We start from the raw sequence: 18,780 nt of genomic DNA, 5'->3' as shown, positions 1-18,780 counted from the left end.
CAGGGGTGAAGGGCGTGCTGGTTCCTTCGGCGCTGGTGGATGGCGGCCGGGTCAGATTGCGGTCTCTGCGCGGAGCAGCCACAGGCCCGCCTCGTAGGTGTTGAGCGTGGTCAGTTGCTGCTCGTAGAGGCGGTTGTTGGTGGTGATGGCGGTTCGGCTGACGGCCACCACGCCGTGCACGGGCGTAGTCGGGTCGGCGAGTGCGTGCAGCATGCGGCTGTAGCCGCGTCGCAGTGACGGATCGTCGGCTCCGGTGCGGTCCTGGGTGTCATCGACGATCCGGTCGGTGACGGCCAGGTGCTGCGTGTCGGCGTAGCCCTGGCAGGCGGCGAGGTCGTCGCGAGGGTCTCCGCCGGGGAGGGTCAGCGCGTACAGCACCACCTGCAACGGCGTCGGATGCATGGTGCGCGCGGCGTAGTTGATCGCGGTGCGGCGTGCTGCTAGGGATCGCACGTTCGGCTTGTCTGCCGGCGGGATGAGTGGTTCGGGCCGGTGGCGGACGGCCCGCGGCAGCAGAGAGCGGTCCGCAGACGCGACGGGGGACGCGGACAGGCGGGTACGAAGGGTCATCGAACGTCCCGTTCCGCCGTGGCACCGGGGGCTGTGATCGGAACGTGGCATGTGACCAGTAGGCCCACCGCAGGACTGGCCTGAGCGGGTAGCCAGAGCACTGCGGTGAGGGTGCCTGCCGCGTCCCTTCTTGAGCCGACGTGCCTCCATCCACGGGTTTCGAGGTGGGACAGCAGGCGGTTGCTGGTGTCGCCGGGGGTGCTGTGGTGAACAGGTGCTTCGGCCTTCACGCCTTGCAGGTCGAGGCGGGCGGCATAATCCGCGGCCCACAACGTCATCAGCAGCCCCACATGGGAGTCCGGTTTGGGTGCCGTGTATGCCAGCGGAAGCGTCAGCGTCGATGCCCTTCTGCGCAGTACCAGGCAGCCGACCAGGATGTCCTCGCCGGCGTATTGGTCGTAGAGGCCAAGGGCCTCTGCCTGGGGGTCCCGGAAGACAGCCGCATGCTCCGCGGGGAGGTTGATGCCGCGCTCGGCGAGTTGCAGGGCCCTGTCCTGGACCAGGGCGGCAGCCGCCTCACGGTCGGCTGGGGTGACCAGTCGGCGCATCAGGTATGCCGTGCCGCCGTCGCGCGGGGCGGTGTCGGGGGTGCTCACCGCATTGCTCCTTCCTCGAGTTCTGCGTGCTGTGGGGGGCGGCACGGAGGCTTGGGTGGGGTGAGCCCCACCGCGTGCGTGAAGAGTTCCGTGCTCGCCGTTGTGATGGGGGCGGCGATCTCGGTCCGCGCGTCGGCAGCCGGTAGTCCCGCAGCGCGGCCGGGGTCCGCGTTGCGGGTGTGCACGGTGATCGCGGGCCCGGCTCGGTGCCGAAGAGGGCGGCTTTCGCCGCCGGCATCAGGCGACGGACGTCAGTTCGTGCATAACCGGGTCGGCGTCGGCTGCACGGCTGTCCGTCGCGGCCTGGCCATGTGCAAGGCGACGGCGAAGCGCTTCGAGGGCGGCCGCGGCGGGCGGCAGGCCGATGTCGGCGCGTCGCGCGTCGAGGCGGTCCGGATCGTGGACGGGTTCGCGCTCAACGTCTCCACAGCGCCCGAATCGGTACTGCGTCCCGTATTCCTGGCGGGCGCCTTTCTGCAGGAGGCACCGGTCGTGCAGGTGTGCCCACTGGCGGCGGGAGGCTTCGCCCAGGATGACGGCGTTGCGCATCAGATGCTCCGCGTGCCGCTGTAGGTAGAGGTGGTTGTCGGCTCGCAGGGCGATTCGCCAGGCTGCGGTTGCACCGTCGTCGCCGACGAGGCTGCGTCCTGGCCATCCGTGGTCGTCGATGATGCGGCGCAGCACTTCGGCGTTGGCGTGGTCGGCCAGGCGTCCTCGTCCGATCTGCTGGTGCGAGAGCCGGCCGTGGAGCAGATGTGACCAGTTCTCGTCCGCCGCCGCCGCGCGGATGGTCAGTTCCTGCGTGAGATCGGGACGGCGTGGGCGGGAGAGGGCTGCATCAGATTCCGGCTGGCTTGTGTTCGGTGCCGGTTCGCAGTGTGTCTCGGTGAAGGGGTGCGCCAGGCGTGGTGGTAGCGCCGGGGTGGTGCTCACGGGTGCTGTGTCTCCTGGGGTGAACGGCTTGCTCGATGATCTGGGTGCCGCCAGCCCTCCCGGGGGAAGGTGGAGGGCTGGCGGCGGGCCCGTGCGCAGCTGTTGCGGATGCACGGGGTGCTGCGCACGGGGGCTTTATGCGGGTGCGTGGCCGAGGGGTGGCCGGGCGGGCGGTGGGCTGAAGTGGGCGGACCACTGGATGGGTTCGTCGAGGGCGGCGTCGGCGAGGCGGATGCGCTGGACTTCGCCGGTGCCGGCGGGCGGGTAGGTGTGCTGGATGTCGCGCCACAGTTTCTGCAGCGGATAGTCGGCGTCGAGGGCGTGTGCGCCGTGCAGTTCCATGGCGTCCTGGGCGGACTGTGCGGCCCAGGTGTGGCCGAGGTACTTGGCGTTGATCAACTCGGCGTCGCAGGGCAGGCCGTGGTCGAGGAGGTGGACGGCCTGGTAGGCGAGGACGCGGGCGGCCCGTACCCGCGCCTGCATGTCGCCGATGCGGTCCCGTACCACCGGGTGGTCGGACAGGACGCCTTCGTAGCGTGGCCTGTTCTTGAGGTAGGCGGTGGTGGTCTCGGTGACTGCTTCGTGGATGCCCAGGCTGATCGCGGCCAGGTTGGGTCTGCCGTAGAGGATGCTGCTGCTCTGGGCGACGTCGAGACCGCGGCCGATCTCGCCGATCCGGTGGGTGTCGGGGACGCGGACGCGGTCGAGGTGGAGCCGGCCGACGGAGAAGCCGTGCAGCCCGAGTCCGGGGCGGTGGGCGGCGAGGTGGACTCCTTTGCGGTCGGACTCGACGAGGAACGCGGTCAGGGCCTGGGAGGCGCTTACGCCGCGGTCGGCGGTGCGGGCGATGACCAGGTGTGCTCCCGCGAGGTGGGCGTTGCCTATGTGTGCCTTGCTGCCTCTGATGACCCAGTTGCCGTCGGTGGCCCGTTCGGCGGTGGTCTGCATGCCTCCGATGTGGCCGCCGGCGTCCGGTTCGGTGGTGGCGATCGACAGCAGCAGTGATCCGTCGGCCACCTGTGGCAGCCAGTGATGCTGTTGCTCGTCGGTGGCGAAGTGCAGCATCGCGCCGACGGGGATCTGGGTGGCCTGGAGGATGGCTGCGGCGGCGGCGGAGGTGCGGGCGATGCGGTGGATCAGGATCGTCTTGGCGACGTGGCCGGCGTCCATGCCGCCGAGCTCGGCGGGCACGGTGACGGCGAACCAGCCGCGCCGTCCCGTGAGATCGGCGACCTCGCGCTCCACCTGGCGAGGTGCGGCTTCCATGCGTGCGGCGCGCGCGGCGATGTGGTCGGCGGCGACGGCGTCGGCCTCCTCCCACAGCGACCGGTGGGCAGGGGTGAGGTAGGGGGACAGTACTGGAGGGGGTGGGGTGGTGGACATGGTCGTCTTCCTGTGCCGGGGGTGGGGTGCGCGGTGTGCCGGCCGGGGCGGACGGGAAGGCTCTGGGGCCGGGCGGCGGAAGATGACGGGGGTCAGTGGCCGTAGTGGTTGGCGATGTGGTCCATCACGTCGCGGCCGGTTTCGATGACGATGTCGCGCAGGCGGCGTGCGTCGCTGAGGGATCGTTTGTCGGGGTCGATGACGCAGACGGTGCCCAGGACGGTGCCGCTGTCGTGGATGAGCGGGGCGCCGAAGTAAGCGCGGATGCCGACCGCGTCGACGACGTGGTTGCCGGCGAAGCGCGGGGAGGCGTGGACGTCGGGCAGCGGCAGGGCCTTCTTGCGGTCGACGACCTCCGGGCACCATCCGTGGTCGACGCTCATGGTCCGGCCTATGGTGACGTGGCCGCTGCCCGCGGGCGGCTGATGCAGGCCGACGAAGGTCTGCTGGCCAAGGAAGAGGTTGACGAACCCGTACAGGAGTCCGGTCTGCTCCGTCATGGTGCGGGCGAAGGTGTCGAAGTCGGGGTGGGCTTGCGTGGGCAGGCCCAGGCGTGTGATCAGCTCGTACCGCTCGGCCAGGCTCGGGTCCGGCGCCACGGCCGGCGCTGCTGCCGCAGCGCCGTGCTGGGGACAGGGCAGGGGATGGGGCCGGTGGGTCGGAGGGGCCGGGTGGTGGGCGGGGGAGGAGGGGAAGGTCATGAGGCGTCCTGTAAAGCGGGGCGGGTGGTGTCGGGGGTAGCGGCGTTCACGGCGTGTCCGACGAGGGTGAGCAGGACCGCGGCGACGCGGTCGGGGTTGCGTGCGTCGCAGGCCAGCACCGGTATGTGTGCGGGCACCTCGAGGGCGGTGCGGATTTCTTCGGTGTCGTAGCGGTGGGCGCCGTCGAATTCGTTGATCGCGACGACGAAGGGCATGCCGTTGTCCTCGAAGAAGTTGACGGCGGTGAAGCAGTCCTGGAGGCGGCGTGTGTCGACCAGGACGACGGCGCCGATCGCTCCGCGCGTGAGGTCGGGCCACAGTCCGAGGAAGCGGTCCTGGCCGGGGGCGCCGAACAGGAGGAGCTCGAGTGGCACGGGGGCGTCGTAGAGGCTGAGCCGGCCGAAGTCGAACGCGACGGTCGTGGTCCGCTTGGCCTCGATGCCGGTCAGGCTGTCCACGCCGGCGCTGGACTCGGTCAGCTGCTCTTCGGTCTGCAGGGGCGGGATTTCGCTTACGGCTGCGATCGCTGTGGTCTTGCCGACGCCGAAGCCCCCGGCGATCACGATCTTGAGGGTGGTCAGGTGGCTGTGCGGGGGTGGCGTCTGGGGCGGCATGAGGTCACCCGGCCCGAAGGTGGGAAACGGCATCGGGGAACTTCCTTCGCAGTCCGACCGCGACAGCCGCCAGCAGTTGCGTGCTGTGACTCTGCTCCGCGCTGTCGCCGGACGTGGTGGAGGGGGAGGACAGGGGCAGGGTGAGAGCCCCGACGTGCAGCAGGTCCGAGATGAGGATCTTCACGGCAAAGACGGGGCGGCCGAGCAGGCCCGCGAGCTCCGCCACCGAGCGCCGGTGTTCGCGGCACCAGGCGACGATGTCGCGGCACTCCTGCGGCTGGCCGGGGCCGGGCCTGCCGGACCCGGCTTCCAGCACCGTGTCCAGGCTCAGCACCATGCGCGCCGAGGTGCGCCCGAGCGTCAGCGTGTACGTCCGTACACGGTCGAGCTCCGCCTCGCCCGTGCGTGTGCGCTGCTCGTCACTGGCGCCGCTGCGGCCGCTCACCGGGTGTCCCCGCCCGGGGCGACGCGGACCGGGACCTCCATGTAGGGGGCGAACTTGTCGATCAGGCGGCTCATCTCGTAGCCGGCGGTTCCCACATCGGCATTCGGGTCGGTGACGACGAGCAGGATGGTGTCCACCACGCCCCGCAGGCCGGACTGATTCCTGAACACCTTGCTGCCGCCGGCGCTTTGCAGGAGGAAGAGGCAGTCCTCCCGCTCGATCAGGACCTGCCTGGCGGGACGCTTCTGGTGCGTCGGGCCAGTGGTGTTGGCCGCGAGCGAGGCGACGCCGCTAATCGCGGCCGCGAGTTCGTCCGCCCAGTCCTTGTCGACGCCGCTGTCCAGCAGCCGCATGCCGTCACGGGAGATCAGCACCGCGTGGGTGACGCCGGGCACGTCGCTGGCGAACGTCTGCAGCAGCCATCCCATCTCCTGCTGAGGGCTCTCGTGCGCTCCTGCTGCGGGCATGCTGCTCGCCGTGTTGGGTGCCGTGTTGGGGGTGTTGCTCATGGCCAAGGCCTCCAAAGAGGGGGGATGGGGGATCAGCTGTGGCGGGTCGGCAGGCGGCGGGTTGGCCGTGATCAGGCCTGCTCGGACGGCACCTGGGGCGACTGGCTGCTGTCGGCCCTGTGGCTGCCGGTGAGGAAGGCGGCTGCCAGACCGGGCCTGGCGGCCGTGGCGGGCTGGGCCGGTGCCGGAGTGCGCAGGGCCCCATGAGTGCGAGGGCGTCGGGGGAGTGGCGTCGTGCCGTCCGGCCGGGGCTGTTCGACGGTCCGGGGGTGTGTGTCGGGGCGGGCCTGCTCGTCGGTGCGGGGTGCGCCGGCGGTGGGCTGTGCGGTCGTGGGGTGTGCGGTCGTGGGGTGTTGCTGCGGGGCCGCCTGCGTGGGTGGCTGGGGTTGCTGCGCGCCTGCGCGGTGTGCCGGAGGTATCTGGACCAGGTGTTTGGCGGGCACTATCACCAGTGCTGTGGTGCCGCCGGTGGCGTTCTCCTGGAGCTGGACCAGGAAGCCGTGGCGCTCGGCGATCTTCGCTGCTACCAGGAGGCCGATCTTTCCGGCACGCACCTGTTCGCTTACGTCGACCTCGTCGGGCGCGGCCAGAAGCTGGTTTATCGTTTCGCGCACTCCTGGGGCCATGGGCACGGCGCGGTCTTCGACCTCGATGGCCAGGCCGCGCGGTACCTGCTGTGCGCGCACGGTGACCTTCGTGTCCGGGGCCGAGCACTCGCAGGAGTTCTCGATCAGCTCGGCCAGCAGGTGCATCAGGTCGGGGGCCACGTGTCCGGGAAGGCCCAGGCTCGTTCCGACGCTGCCGACGACGGGGGAGACGCGCGCGTACTGCACCACTTCCGAGATCGCGCCGCGCAGGATCAGCGCCACGCTGAACGGCTGGCGCCCGCCGCGCAGCGACTGCCCGCCCAGCACGGCGGTGCTCTCCACCTGGCGGCGCATCCGGGTCACCAGGTGATCGATCTCGAAGATCCTTGCCAACAGCTCCGGGTCGTCGGTGAGCTTCTCCAGTTCGCTGAGGGCTCCGAGTGCCTTCGCGACCAGGGCGTGCTCGCGCAGGGCCTGGCGGCGCAGGACCTCCAGCAGCACGACCGAGGCGGACTTGTCGTGCACGCGCAGCAGCGCCATCACAGCCTGGACCTGCAGTTCGTTCAGGGCTGACTCCGCTTCGCCGTCGGGGCCCGTCGACCGGGGGGCCTGCCGGGCTGGGATCGGAGGACGGGTCCCCCTGCACAGCTGGTCGGCCGACCACAGCACGGCTTTCTCCGTGGCCTCTGCTGCCTCGACGACCGGGGTGAGGTGGGCGCGCACGGCGTTGTCCGCAGCCTCCTGGGACGCCGCTGCGGCAGCACGCACCGCTCGGGTCGCGGCGTATGCCACGCCGGCCAGCGCACACCCCACGCCGGTCAGCACCGCGAAGGGCGGCCAGTCCGTTCCCCGCCACGCTGCGATGCCGGCGCAGAGCAACACCGCGAGAAGCAGCAGCGGCATCACGACCGCGCGTCGGATCCGGCTGAGCACGAATGCGTCACCGTGAGGTGGGCGCCGCCTGTGATGGCGGGCCGCCGGCGGGCGGGCGGGGATGACGGTGTCAGACATGACGAACCTCGAACACTCAACGGGAGGGGGTGGTACGGACGGTGAAGGCGTCGGCGCGACTGGGGGCAGCCGGAGCGGCGGCGTTGCGGGTGGCAGACCGCGGGTGCGGTGCGCGCCGACGGTGGGGCCTTGAGTGCAGCGCGGGTTGAGGGCGGGGGAGGGGCCCTGTGGTCCCGGGCCGAGGCATTACGCGGCCATCACGGGTGCTGTGGCCTGCTCCAGCTCGTGCAGCAGCACGGCGCTGAGCACCAGGCCGATGTGGCTGAAGGCCTGGGGGAAGTTGCCCAGTTGGTCGCCGGTGGCGGGGTCGTACTCCTCGGAGAGCAGTCCCAGGTCGCTGGACGCTTCCAGCAGCCGCTCGTACAGGTGCCGGGCTTCGTTGCGCTGGCCGGTGAGGGCGAGGGCGTCGACCAGCCAGAACGAGCACAGGAGGAAGGCGCCCTCGTCACCGGGAAGTCCGTCGGAGCCGGTGCGCCGGCCGGAGGTGGGGTAGCGGTGGACCAGGCCGTCGGCCGTGGTCAGTTCGCGTCGTACGGCGGCGACGGTGCCGACGACACGGGGATCGTCCGGGGGCAGGAAGCCGGTGCGGGGGATGAGCAGCAGTGAGGCGTCCAGGTCGTTGGAGCCGTAGGACTGGGTGAAGGTGTTGCGTACGGGGTCGTAGCCCTTCTCGCAGACCTCGGCGTGGATCTCGGCGCGCAGCTGGGACAGGGCGTCGAGGTCGGCCGGGTCCATGGCGAGTGCGCCGGCTTGTGCGAGGCGGACCGTGCGGTCGACCGCTGCCCAGGCCATGATCTTGGAGTGCACGAAGTGCCGGCGGCCGCCGCGTACCTCCCAGATCCCGTCGTCCGGCTCCCGCCAGTGGGCCGCGACGTAGTCCACGACGCGCAGGTGCAGGGCGGCGGTGCTGTCGCAGCGGGCGACGCCGTTCTCGTGGGCCAGGTACAGCGTCTCGATGACTTCGCCGGGGACGTCGAGCTGGAACTGGTCGGCGGCGGCGTTGCCCACCCGGACCGGGCGGGAGGCCGCGTATCCGGGCAGCCATGCCAGTTCCCGCTCGGGCAGGTCCCGCTCGCCCCGGATGCCGTACATGATCTGCATGTTCTGCGGGTCGCCGCCGACGGCGCGCAGCAGCCACTGCCGCCAGGCGGCGGCCTCGTCGCGGTAGCCGGTGGACAGCAGCGCGGACAGGGTGATGGCGCTGTCCCGGAGCCAGGCGTAGCGGTAGTCCCAGTTGCGGACCCCGCCGATCTCTTCCGGCAGTGAGGTCGTGGGCGCTGCGACGATGGCGCCGCTCGGTGCGAACGTCATCGCTTTGAGGGTGATCAGGGAGCGGATCACCGCGGCGCGGTGGGGGCCGTTGTAGGTGCACTGCTCTGCCCAGGTCCGCCAGAACGTGTCGGTCGCGTCGAGCGCCGTGTCCGCGTCGGTGATCCTCGGTGCAGGTCCGTAGGAGGATGCTCGGCTGAGGCGGAAGGCGATCCGCTCGCCGGCGGTCACGGTGAATGCCGTGTGCAGGGTGCCGGCTTTTTCGGTGCTGCTTACAGGGGCGTCCAGCCACAGTGCGTGCTCGCCGACTTCGGCGACGGTCCGGCCGCCTTCCTCGTGGATCCAGGGCAGGTGACGTCCGTAGCCGAAGCGGGCGCACAGGCTGGAGGTCATCGGCACGGTGCCGGTGACGCCTTCGACGATGCGGATCAGTTGGGGGTCGTCGGCGCCGTGGGGCGGCATGAAGTCGATGAGCCGGACCTGGCCGGTGGGGGTGTCCCATTCGGACTCGAGGATGAGGGTGTCGCCGCGGTAGCGGCGCCGGGAGGCCCAGGGCCGGGCGCCGTTCGGGGCGGCCGGTCCGATGCGCCAGAAGCCGTGTTCCTCGGTGCCCAGGAGGTGGGCGAAGACGGCGTCCGAGTCGAAGTACGGAAGACACAGCCAGTCGACCGAGCCGTCACGGCAGACCAGTGCGGCGGTCTGCATGTCTCCGATGAGGCCGTAGTCCTGGATACGTGGTGGGTGGTTCGTCATGGCGTCCGTTTCTGAAGGTCACAGGCGGGCGGGGTGGGGTGCGGGTGGTTGGGCATGGCGGTGGACCCCTCCGGCTGCCGGACGGGCGTGGGGATGTCGACGGCGAGCCGGAGGGGGGGGCGGGTGACTGCTTGGCGACCGTGCCGAGGAGCACGCTGTCGCCGCGCAGCAGTTCAGGTGGCGGACAACACGGCCGGATCTTGCAGTTCGTCCACCGGGATGAGGCTGAAGGTCTTCAGCTGGCGGACCAGCGTCACCGCCAGGCACGTCGACAGGCGTGGGTGGCCGTAGGGCAGCGGTTCCGTGCTGCGGCCGGCCGGCACGGGCCGGCCGTCATCGCCGTGGTCGTACAGGTGGCCGTGCACCCCGTACAGGCAGGTGTTCAGCGCCAGGTAGGCCTTCGCGCGGTCGCGGTCGGGGTGCAGGAGTGCGGCGGCGGCGACGTGCTGGGCGCAGACGGGCGGCTGGCTGACGAGGACCGTCGTGGGGTCGGGTGTGACGTCGCTGGGGTCCATCAGGAAGATCAGGCCGTGCGGGGTGTGCGCCGGCTGGATGCAGAACTGGCAGAGCAGGTTCCGCATGGCTCGGTGCTGCCGGGTGGGGTGCACGGTGGGCGGACGCGGCGTGCCCATCGGCATGCCGCGGCGGTCCTGGACGGTGTGGGTGTACCGCATCCACAGCACACTGTGCTCGTCGCGGTCGCCCTCCACTTCGTGCGCGTAGCCCAGGCGGAGCCCTGTGCGCTGCGTGTCCGGCTCGAGGACGAGATCGCCCAGTGTGGGGGTTTCCCCTTCTCGCGCGGTGGTGTAGGGCGCCAGTGCGGGCCTTCGCGTCTGACGGGCACTGCTCAGCTCTCCCGCCGAGAGAGGGCTGTATGGGAGCGGGGGGACGATCATGCTGTCTCCGTGAGGTTGAGGTGCTGGCCTGATGCCGGCTGTTCGAAGTCGTCCAGGGGCGAGGCAGCCCGGCGGGAGTGCACGTCGGCATCGGAGCGGAAGCGGGGCGGGCACAGCCCGTCGTCCGAGCCGTCGTCGCAGACGTGGGCGCTGTTCTGCCTTCCGCAGATCAGGCCGTGCTGTGCGGCACGTTCCTCCGGTCCTGGCCACTGCGCTGGCAGGACGCTCGGTGGGGGCCAGAGAGACGCATCGCATAACTCCTGTGAAGATTGCGCCGAGTAGGTCTGAGACGCCGTGCACTGCGGTCGACGGACGTGCAAGATGAGTGATCCGGCCGCTACGTTGAGCGAACCGCGAATCCCCGTTGTGGGGTATGCCTGCGCGGTCTCCAGGGCCGTCAAAGGCGTCAAAGATCATTTCGGAACCGAGGGGCAGCCCATGGCCCGTGAGCGAAACGTCGCTCTCGCCGCGCTTTTGCGCGAAGCACGCTGGTCCCAGCCGCAAGCCGCCGCCGCAGTCGCTCGCGTCGCTGCGGAGAGCGGGGCAAGCGAGCTGAAGGCCGTCTCCCGATCGCACATCGCCATGTGGATCCAGGGAACCAAGCCCAGCGGACAGACACCCCATATCCTGCGTGAGACGCTGTCCCGCAGGCTCGGCCGCCGCCTCACTCTCGCCGACCTCGGGCTGGAGGACGGGCCGACAGGCCCGACCGACAGCAGTCCCGACTGGAGCGTCGACCCTCTGACCGTGCTCGCCGAGCTGGGAAGCGACGACCTGGACATGCACCGACGCAAGCTGCTCGCGACCACCGCTTACTCGGCCGCCGGCCTCGCCCTGCCCGCCGCTTCGTGGTGGACGGCCGCCCCGGCCGCGGCGGCATCGCGCCCAGCAGTGTCCTCCCGGCTGGTGACCCAGGCCGACATCGACGACGTCCGCAAGCTGACAGCCTTCTACTCCGCGCGCGACCAACAACGCGGCGGAGCCGCGGGACGCTCGGCCCTGGCCGGCCACCTCCGTGACGAAGCGGTGCCGCTGCTGGGCAGCAGATTCCGAACAGAACAGGACCGCCGCGACACCTACTCGGCCGTCGCGGAGATGACCTACCTCGCCGGCTGGATGGCGTTCGACGCCTGCGAGCACCGCACCGCCCAGCGCTACCTCACCCTCGCCGCACGCATCGCGGCCGAGGCCGGAGACGGACCGCTCGGCGGCCACATCCTGCGCGCGCTCGCCCACCAAGCAGTCGACCTCGGCCACCCACGCAGAGCACTCGACCTGGCCGACGCCTCCGTGTCCCCCACCCACTACGGCCAGGCAGGCTTCCGCGAGAAGGCCCTGCTCGCCATCGTCCACGCCCGTGCCCTGGCCGCCGACGGCGACCGCCCCGGCACCCTGGCGGCAATCAGCCGCGCAGAGCGTGACCTGCAACGCGCCGACAACGAGGACGCCCCCGGCCGCGTCGGCTTCTTCCAGGAAGCCTCCCTCGCCCACGAGACCGCCTGCGCCCTGCGGGACCTGGGCCACCCGCTCGACGCAGAGACCCACTTCCAGCGCAGCGTCGCCACCCGCCGCCGACAGCAGTACGCCCGCACCCACAGCGTGACCCTTGGCTACCTCGGCGCCGTCCAGGTCCAGCAGGGACGCCTCGACGAGGCGTGCGCCACCTGGGGACAAGCTCTCGACGCCATGACCGGCGTCCAGTCCGGCCGCGCCCGCGACGTCATCGTCCGCATGCAGAGCGACCTCTCGCCCGTCCGGCAACGCGGAGGCCGCCACGTTGCCGCACTGGACCGCCGCGCGCGCCAAATGCTGCGCGCCATAGGCTGACCACAGGGAAGGTCCGCGACCACGGACCGCGGCTACCGGACACGCGATTGCGGCGGAGAGGAACGAGCACCGATGGCAACGTACGAGGTCGAGTCGATCGCAACAGTCGTCGGGGGCCATACCCGCGTTCAGGACGACTACCAGGGCGGGGTCGAATCGATCATTCGACTCAACGACGGCTTCCCGCTCGAAACGCTGCAAGGCATCGCGGAGTTCTCCCACCTGACGGTGACCTGGCGCTTCCACCTGGCGAGACCGGAAGACGTCCAGCTCCACGCGCGCAGCCCTCGCGGAAACCCGAGCTGGCCGGCGACCGGTACGTTCGTCCACCGCAACCACCGACGGCCCAACCAACTGGCAGTCAGTTACCCAAGACTGCTCAAAGTCGAAGGCCGCGACCTCCTGGTCACCGACCTGGACGCCGTCGACGGAACACCCGTGATCGACCTCGCGCCGTACTTCGAGCAGATGGGCCCCCGCGGCCAGATCCGTCAGCCTGCCTGGCCCGCCGAGATGCTTGAACCGAACTACTGGGCGAAGGCAAGCGACCGGCCCTCTTAGCACCCTGCGTAGCCGGGGTGATTGCGCCCTGCCCGAGTCCGCCAACACGGCGTCTGAGTTGAAGTGCGGCAGGCAGAGCCAATCGACTGAGCCCTTGTCGTAGGCATAAGGGCTGTTCTGCATGTGTCCGGTCAGGCCGTGCTGCGCGGAAGGTATTTCTGGTCTTGGCGACTGCGTTGGCAGGACGCCTGGTGAAGGACCAGCGACTTGCATGACATAACTCCTGTACAAACTGCGTAGAGTCGACGCTGAGACGCTCTGCACCGCAGTCGACGGACGTGCATGGTGAGTGATCAGGCCGCCACCTTGAGCGAATCTTGCATCCCCGGTTGGAGGGGGGGTGTGCCTCCGCGGCTGGGCCGTGCGCGGGCGGGGGTCGGCCGGCGTCGTCGCCCGTGCACGGCGACCGAGGAGGAGACTGAGGGGTCCGCTGTCCTGGCGGAGCAGTCACCTAAAGTCGTCCTGAGGCAGGCGGAGGGTGCACCAGGTCGTCGTTCCATTGTCGGCGGTGCCCCAGGAGCCGCCGCCCTTCTGGGCGACCGCGTTGACGATCAGCAGGCCCCGCCCGGTCTCGGAGTCTTCGGGCGGACCCTGTACCTCGGGGTGTCCAGGCATGTCCCCGGTCACTGCGATACGCAGGTGATCGCCTTGGACGGCCATGCCCACATGGACGCGTGAACCTCCACCGTGCCGGATCGAGTTGGTAACCAGCTCCGAGATGACGAGCGCCACATCATCCACGAGGTCCTGCAATCCGCAGAACATCAGGCGGGCCGCTGCGATTCTGCGCATGACGCCGACCCGGCTTATGTCTTCGGGCCGGTCGGCTTCGGGCAGGATCTCGAAGTGCTCGCTCATTACCAGCCTGTCGGGGGACAGGGCTGCGGGCGGCCCCGCGGGGGCCGGCGCTTCGGTGGTGTTGGGGGGCATGGCTGGTCTCCGTGTTCCTCGACTGCGCACGTTCGGACACTCTCGGTGAGGAGTGCTACGAGCGTGGCAACGCGGAAGGGACGGATCCACCCCCAGAGCCACCCCGGAACCGGACCCCGGAGTTGACGCTGTTCCCCGGCCTTTCCCCGGCTCTCCCTGGAAGCGCTAAGTGATGTAATTCTTGGGCATTTTGAGGGTGACGGCGCTCTAACGTCGGGACAGTGACGTACTGAGCGGATCGAGTGGGAGGTCCTCGTGTTGTTCTTCCGGCATGCCCTCGCGGCGCACGGGATCCGGACTCCGGATGACTTCCTTCCGCACTACCGGAAGGCGGCCGACCGTCTGGGGGTTCGCGCGGACCCCGCGCCGAAGACCGTCGAAGGATGGATTTACGAGGGTCGCAAACCGCAGCGGGTCTTCCGGCCGGTCATCGTCGAGATGCTCGGCTACAGCATCGACGACCTGTGGTGTGACGTCCCGGAGGGGGCCACACCCGCATTTGTTCCGCTGACCGGCGCGTCACCCACCGCACTCCATGCCGATGCCGACATGGACCTGAACGACATGAAAAGGACGGGCGCGATGGCTGTGCAACGCGCGAAGGAGTTCCTCCTCGGCAAGGACCGCTCCATGGTGGGCGAGGACACGCTCGCTCTCCTGGACGACGAAGTGACCCGCCTGGTCGTCTCCTACCCGAGGGAGCCGCTGTCGGGCATCTGGACGGACCTGCTGGAGACGCAGGACCAGGTGTTCCGACTGCTCGACAGCAGCAGGGTGCGGCCGTCCCAGCTCCGCGACCTCAACTTCAAGGCCGCCGTGCTGTCCTTCCTCGTGGCCAAGGGTTTCAACGACATGGAGTCCCCGCATCAGGCGATGACCATGACCCGGGTGGCCACCTCCTGCGCTAAGGACGCCGAACACCCGGGCTTGATCGCCCTGGCCGACGGCCTCAAGTCACTGATCGCCTACTGGGCGGACAAGCCGTCCGACGCCCGCCACTACGCCGAACGCGGCGCGGAGTCCGCCACCGGTCGGTGCGGGACGACCGGGCTCTGGCTGCTGGGTCTGCAGGCCCGCGCCGCCGCCGTTCTCGGTGACGCGGAGGCCGTACGCCTGGCCAACGAACAGGCGGCCGCCCGACGGGAGAGCGTGGTGCCCGACGACCTGGACCAGCTCGGCGGCCTGTTTACCTACTCGCCGGAGAAGCAGCTCTATTACACCGTGGAAGCCGAAGCACTGCTGGGCCACGGCGACGAGCGGCTGGCCGCTCAGGCTGAGCAGGCCGTCGCGGGCTTCAGCGACCCCACATCCCCGAACTGGGCCTTCGGCGACCTCGCCGGCTCCCAGTGCGACCTGGCACTCATTCGACTCTTCGGTGGGGACCTGGAGGGCGCCGCCGAAGCGGTCCGGCCGGTTCTCGACCTGCCGGTCACTCACCGGAACAACGGCATTGTGGTCTCCGCGATGCGCGTCCGGCAGGCGGTCATGGACAGCCCGGCATACACGGCACTCGAGGCCCGAGACCTGGTCGAAGAGATCGAAGCCTTCCCCGCGGCAGGACGTCCGGCGCTCCCACGCGGATAGAGTCCGGTGCCATGTACCCGATCAACCGCACCGCCCCTCGCCTCGCACTGCGCGAACTCACGCCCCACGACACCGAGGCTGTGTACGCCGTGTACGGCAGCCCGAAGGCCACGGAGCATCTGTCGTTTGAGCCGCGCAGCCGCGAGCAGGTCGCCGAGATCGTCGCCAGGTCCATTACATCCGCCAGGGCGGAGCCGCGCACGGAGTACGCGCTGGCGGTCGTGGAACGCGAAACGGCCCGGTTGATCGGGTACGGCCGCCTCGCCCTGGACCCGCACCAGCAGCGCGGAGCCACCTTCGGCTTCGCCCTGAATCCCGACGCCTGGGGCGTCGGCTACGGATTGGAAACTGTCTGCCTCCTTCTCGGCCTCGGCTTCGAGGAACTCGGCCTCCACCGCATTTGGGGCGCGCGCTCGCCTCTCAACGAGGCGTCAGCCAGAACGATGACGGCTGCGGGTATGGTCGAGGAGGGCGTCATTCGCGAGCACATTCAGAAGGCCGGGCAGTGGCGAGACTCCGTCGTCCACGCCATGCTCGACCGTGAATGGAGAGTCCGCCGCCTTCCCGGACGGTGATCGGCATCGTGAAGGAAGCCGGCTCTCACGCTACCGCCACCTCATAACGAGGTCTCAACGAAGCTGATTCATGCTGATCCTCGCAGCTCGGAGGTACTGTAGGTTCCTGCCATGAAGCAGGGTAAAGAGGTCGAGAACCCCGAGTCGCGTTTCTTCGCGGTGCTGCTGGCGGCGGCGAAGCTCCCCGGTGTGCGGATCCACAGGGAGGCGTACCTTCGAAGTGCGCTTGCTCGCCACTGCTCTGAGGAAGAGATCCGACGAGCGATAGAGGAGACTCCCGCTGCCGCGGGCATTACTGTCGAGCTCCTCGACAAGGTCGCCAACGACTCCATCCGCTACGAAACCGCCAAAGTCAGTGCTCTCTCGGCTGCAGCCGGGATACCCGGCATCTTCGCCCTGCCCGCCACGGTGCCCGCGGACCTGGCCCAGTACGTCGGCCACATGCTGCGCATCGCGCAGAAGCTCGCCTACCTCTATAGCTGGCCCGATCTGTTCGCCGATGAGGGGGAGGGCGTCGATGATGCGACGATGGGGGTGCTCACGCTGTTCTTCGGCGTGATGTTCGGCACCCAGTCGGCGAACGCCGCCGTGGGTAAGGTCGCCGGGATGATGTCGAAGCAGGTCGCGAAGAAGCTGCCCCAGAAGGCGCTCACCAAGGGTGTCATCTACCCGATCGTGAAGAAGTCCGCGGCTTACCTCGGCGTCCAGATGACCAAGCAGTCCTTCGCGAAGGGCGTCTCCAAAGCCATCCCCGTGGTCGGGGCCGTTGTGTCCGGCGGGCTCACTCTCTCGACGTACCTTCCGATGGCCAAGAGGCTCAGGAAGCACCTCGCCGGCCTGCCCCTGGCGGATCCGTCGCACCGAGTGCCGGAGGGGGACGTCGTGGACGGCGAAGTCGTGGAGGAACACGAGACATTCGCCCCAGCGGACGCCGAACTGCACGCCCCGGACACTACTGCCGTCAAGCTGAAAAACCCCAGGGCCTGACGCCGCGACAGCCCTCCTGGCATTCCCGCCCCAAAGGAGCGGCTTTCCGCCGTCTTCGACAGAGGTGCGGGCCGAGTTCGCTGGCGCTACAGCTGCTCGCGATGTTTTGCCCAGGACACACGCCCGCAACGCCATCACCGTGGGCTCAGGGAGCGGCGGGCCGATGCGATGACGCTGTGGGCGTCAGCCCCGTACACTGCCGACTCGCTGAGTGTCTTCCAGACCTTCTTATACAAGGTGATGTTGTCGGCGTCGTCCAGCCACAGTTCGGCATGCCAGTCCTCGGCGACGACCAGGCGGTCATCGAGCACCCAGAAGCCGTTGGCAGGCACGATCCTGACGGACGCCGTGAAGGGGATGACACCCAGCTCGACCGTGTCCATGCCGATCATGCCGTTGAGGCGGTCGAGTTGGCTCGCCAGCACCGAGGGCGGACAGATCAGTGATCGCAACGCGGCCTCCCACATCACCACGTGCAGCTTGCGCCCGGACCGGTACAGCCATTCCTGGCGCTGCACCCGGGAGCGGACGGCCGCTTCGATGTCGTCGGCTCCGCCCAGCAGCTCCGAGTACCGCTGGATGACATGCCGGGCGTACTCCGGAGTCTGCAGCAATCCGGCGACTACCGACTCTTCCCAGATCCACATGACAGAGGTGCGGTCGATCTCGGCGCTCAGCCCTTCGTGAAAGGGCTTGAAGCCGTTCGCCAGCGCTCGGCGCCATGACCTGATATGCGATTCGAATCCGGCCAGCCGAGCAGCGAGTTCGGGGTACGCCCCCGGCTGCTCGGTCGCGTCGGCCCACGCCCGCAGGTCCTCGGGGGTAGCCGTCTGCCTGCCGTTCTCCAGCTTGCTGACCTTGGAGCCCGGCCAGCCGAGTCGCTGCGCGAGCTGCTGGCCGGTGAGCCGACCACTGGGGCACGTGAAGCGGATTTCGCGCAGCCGCGCACCCAACGCCGCTCGTGCCTGCTGATAGTCGGTGCTCACCGGTCATGCGCTATTCGGTCGTGGTCACCTGCGCGGCGAACCGGTCGCGCGGGACGGCGTGGTGCATCGCCGCGTCGCGGACCATGGCGTACCGCACGACCTCAGCCGGTTCGGTGATCAGCTCGATGCCGAGAAGATTGTCCCCGTCGTCGAAGTGCAGCAGGGCGACCAGCCGTGAATCGAAGATCCAGAAGTCCTCGGCGGGCAGACCGGCTCGCTCGGCGTCCTTGCGCCACAGATACCGGATGTCCTCGCCGAAGGCGGCGTTGTGCCGGGCGTAGTCGAGCAGGAACAGCTGTTCCGTGGTGGGCGGGGCATCGGCGATGCGTACCCGGCCGACCGTCTTGCCGGCGTCCGTCTGGGTCTTGATGGTGACGAACCAGGGTTCGTCGAGGTCGCAGGGCGACGAGCCGGTGGCCAGGAACGCCTGGAAGTCGGGGTCCTGTCGGTCCGACGCGTAGCCGCGCCGCGTCTCCAGCCGCCAGGCGGTGTACTCGAAGGTCTCGAACAGGCGGCGGAAGGTGGCCCGGTCCACGAGTTCCGGCACCCGCTCCATCTCCTTCGGCCCCCAGTTCACGAGCAGTTCGCGCGGCACGGCCACCGCTGCCTCACCGGCCCCGAAGTGCCGGAGCTGTGCGAGGTCCTCGGGGTCCGTGACGGGCGTGCCCTGAACGATGATCTCGCCGGTGCCTTGGTCCGTGTGCAGGGCGGGGCAACCGTCGACCTTGCTGTCCGTGCCGGTGAAGCGCAACCGACGAACCATGGACGCTCTCCCTTTCGCGGGGTGTTGATCCCCTCAGCATGGTCGGTGGTCCGGCTCGGTACCACGGAGTCAGGCAGGGTTCAGCAGAAAACGTCAGCAATCTCGTGGCCGCAGTGAGAAAACTCGAGAAAACAGTGTACTGCCGGCTGGTGCTCAGCTTTTAGAGGTCCTAACAAAGGCGTTGGACGTGTCGGTGGGTGATGAGGCAGGTGGCGAGGCCGAGGAGGGCTTCGTGGATGTCGTCGCGTCTTTCCCAGCGGATGCGCAGGCGGCGGAAGCCGTGGAGCCAGGAGATGGTGC

At 69.4% G+C, this 18,780-nt stretch carries 19 protein-coding genes and 1 pseudogene; 5 read left to right on the top strand and 15 right to left on the bottom strand.

The window, feature by feature from the left end:
* Positions 1-51 precede the first annotated feature (51 nt).
* From ACZ6KF_RS31780 to ACZ6KF_RS31730, 11 genes are all read right to left on the bottom strand, one after another.
* Positions 52-453: a hypothetical protein gene (locus ACZ6KF_RS31780; RefSeq protein WP_469241578.1), complete on the bottom strand. Its 402-nt coding sequence runs from the start codon at positions 451-453 to the stop codon at positions 52-54.
* A 113-nt stretch (positions 454-566) separates the two neighbouring features.
* Positions 567-1,166 (bottom strand): hypothetical protein, encoded by a 600-nt coding sequence (locus ACZ6KF_RS31775; protein WP_469241576.1) that lies wholly within the window; start codon positions 1,164-1,166, stop codon positions 567-569.
* A 237-nt stretch (positions 1,167-1,403) separates the two neighbouring features.
* Positions 1,404-2,099, bottom strand: coding sequence for a DUF6624 domain-containing protein (locus tag ACZ6KF_RS31770; RefSeq protein WP_469241574.1), 696 nt, complete (start codon positions 2,097-2,099; stop codon positions 1,404-1,406).
* A gap of 135 nt (positions 2,100-2,234) precedes the next feature.
* Positions 2,235-3,482 carry an acyl-CoA dehydrogenase family protein gene (locus ACZ6KF_RS31765; RefSeq protein WP_469241572.1) on the bottom strand — a complete coding sequence of 416 codons (1,248 nt, stop codon included), beginning with the start codon at positions 3,480-3,482 and terminating at the stop codon, positions 2,235-2,237.
* A 92-nt stretch (positions 3,483-3,574) separates the two neighbouring features.
* A complete protein-coding gene (locus ACZ6KF_RS31760; protein WP_469178711.1) occupies positions 3,575-4,183 on the bottom strand; it encodes a GAF domain-containing protein in 609 nt (202 codons plus the stop codon).
* On the bottom strand, positions 4,180-4,797 hold the full coding sequence (locus tag ACZ6KF_RS31755) for a GTP-binding protein (protein ID WP_469178768.1): 618 nt from the start codon (positions 4,795-4,797) through the stop codon (positions 4,180-4,182). The genes ACZ6KF_RS31760 and ACZ6KF_RS31755 overlap by 4 nt, the downstream gene beginning before the upstream one ends.
* Before the next feature lie 4 nt (positions 4,798-4,801).
* Positions 4,802-5,242, bottom strand: coding sequence for a DUF742 domain-containing protein (locus tag ACZ6KF_RS31750; RefSeq protein WP_469241570.1), 441 nt, complete (start codon positions 5,240-5,242; stop codon positions 4,802-4,804).
* On the bottom strand, positions 5,239-5,751 hold the full coding sequence (locus tag ACZ6KF_RS31745) for a roadblock/LC7 domain-containing protein (RefSeq protein ID WP_469241568.1): 513 nt from the start codon (positions 5,749-5,751) through the stop codon (positions 5,239-5,241). The genes ACZ6KF_RS31750 and ACZ6KF_RS31745 overlap by 4 nt, the downstream gene beginning before the upstream one ends.
* Before the next feature lie 71 nt (positions 5,752-5,822).
* Positions 5,823-7,271, bottom strand: coding sequence for a sensor histidine kinase (locus ACZ6KF_RS31740; RefSeq protein WP_469241566.1), 1,449 nt, complete (start codon positions 7,269-7,271; stop codon positions 5,823-5,825).
* Between the two features lie 264 nt (positions 7,272-7,535).
* Complete coding sequence (locus tag ACZ6KF_RS31735) at positions 7,536-9,371, bottom strand: glycoside hydrolase family 15 protein (RefSeq protein ID WP_469241564.1); 1,836 nt, start codon at positions 9,369-9,371, stop codon at positions 7,536-7,538.
* 173 nt (positions 9,372-9,544) lie between these two features.
* On the bottom strand, positions 9,545-10,267 hold the full coding sequence (locus tag ACZ6KF_RS31730) for a hypothetical protein (protein ID WP_469241562.1): 723 nt from the start codon (positions 10,265-10,267) through the stop codon (positions 9,545-9,547).
* A 438-nt stretch (positions 10,268-10,705) separates the two neighbouring features.
* Between ACZ6KF_RS31730 and ACZ6KF_RS31725 the strand changes: the two genes are divergently transcribed.
* Entirely contained in the window at positions 10,706-12,094 is a 1,389-nt protein-coding gene (locus ACZ6KF_RS31725) for a tetratricopeptide repeat protein (RefSeq protein WP_469241560.1), read from the top strand.
* Positions 12,095-12,166: 72 nt separating this feature from the next.
* Positions 12,167-12,655: an SAM-dependent methyltransferase gene (locus ACZ6KF_RS31720; RefSeq protein ID WP_469178695.1), complete on the top strand. Its 489-nt coding sequence runs from the start codon at positions 12,167-12,169 to the stop codon at positions 12,653-12,655.
* 447 nt (positions 12,656-13,102) lie between these two features.
* Here the strand turns inward: ACZ6KF_RS31720 and ACZ6KF_RS31715 are convergent, their stop codons facing one another.
* The gene (locus ACZ6KF_RS31715) at positions 13,103-13,585 is read right to left on the bottom strand and encodes an ATP-binding protein (RefSeq protein ID WP_469178693.1); all 483 of its coding nucleotides are present in this window, start codon (positions 13,583-13,585) and stop codon (positions 13,103-13,105) included.
* A 582-nt stretch (positions 13,586-14,167) separates the two neighbouring features.
* On the opposite strand from ACZ6KF_RS31715, the gene ACZ6KF_RS31710 reads away from it, so the two are divergent.
* The 3 genes from ACZ6KF_RS31710 (at position 14,168) to ACZ6KF_RS31700 (ending at position 16,731) form a co-directional block, all read left to right on the top strand.
* A complete protein-coding gene (locus ACZ6KF_RS31710) occupies positions 14,168-15,169 on the top strand; it encodes a hypothetical protein (protein ID WP_469178691.1) in 1,002 nt (333 codons plus the stop codon).
* Between the two features lie 11 nt (positions 15,170-15,180).
* Positions 15,181-15,744 (top strand): GNAT family N-acetyltransferase, encoded by a 564-nt coding sequence (locus ACZ6KF_RS31705; RefSeq protein WP_469241558.1) that lies wholly within the window; start codon positions 15,181-15,183, stop codon positions 15,742-15,744.
* A gap of 111 nt (positions 15,745-15,855) precedes the next feature.
* A complete protein-coding gene (locus ACZ6KF_RS31700; RefSeq protein ID WP_469241556.1) occupies positions 15,856-16,731 on the top strand; it encodes a hypothetical protein in 876 nt (291 codons plus the stop codon).
* Between the two features lie 134 nt (positions 16,732-16,865).
* Here ACZ6KF_RS31700 and ACZ6KF_RS31695 read toward each other — a convergent pair whose 3' ends face one another.
* From ACZ6KF_RS31695 to ACZ6KF_RS31685, 3 genes and pseudogenes are all read right to left on the bottom strand, one after another.
* The gene (locus ACZ6KF_RS31695) at positions 16,866-17,717 is read right to left on the bottom strand and encodes a helix-turn-helix domain-containing protein (RefSeq protein WP_469241554.1); all 852 of its coding nucleotides are present in this window, start codon (positions 17,715-17,717) and stop codon (positions 16,866-16,868) included.
* 10 nt (positions 17,718-17,727) lie between these two features.
* Positions 17,728-18,480 carry a DUF6879 family protein gene (locus tag ACZ6KF_RS31690; protein ID WP_469241552.1) on the bottom strand — a complete coding sequence of 251 codons (753 nt, stop codon included), beginning with the start codon at positions 18,478-18,480 and terminating at the stop codon, positions 17,728-17,730.
* A gap of 169 nt (positions 18,481-18,649) precedes the next feature.
* Positions 18,650-18,780, bottom strand: a pseudogene (locus tag ACZ6KF_RS31685) (IS5/IS1182 family transposase); the annotation flags it as partial.

This window comes from Streptomyces sp. NPDC046379, from assembly GCF_055587785.1.
This window is presented reverse-complemented; position numbering and strand designations above follow the sequence as displayed.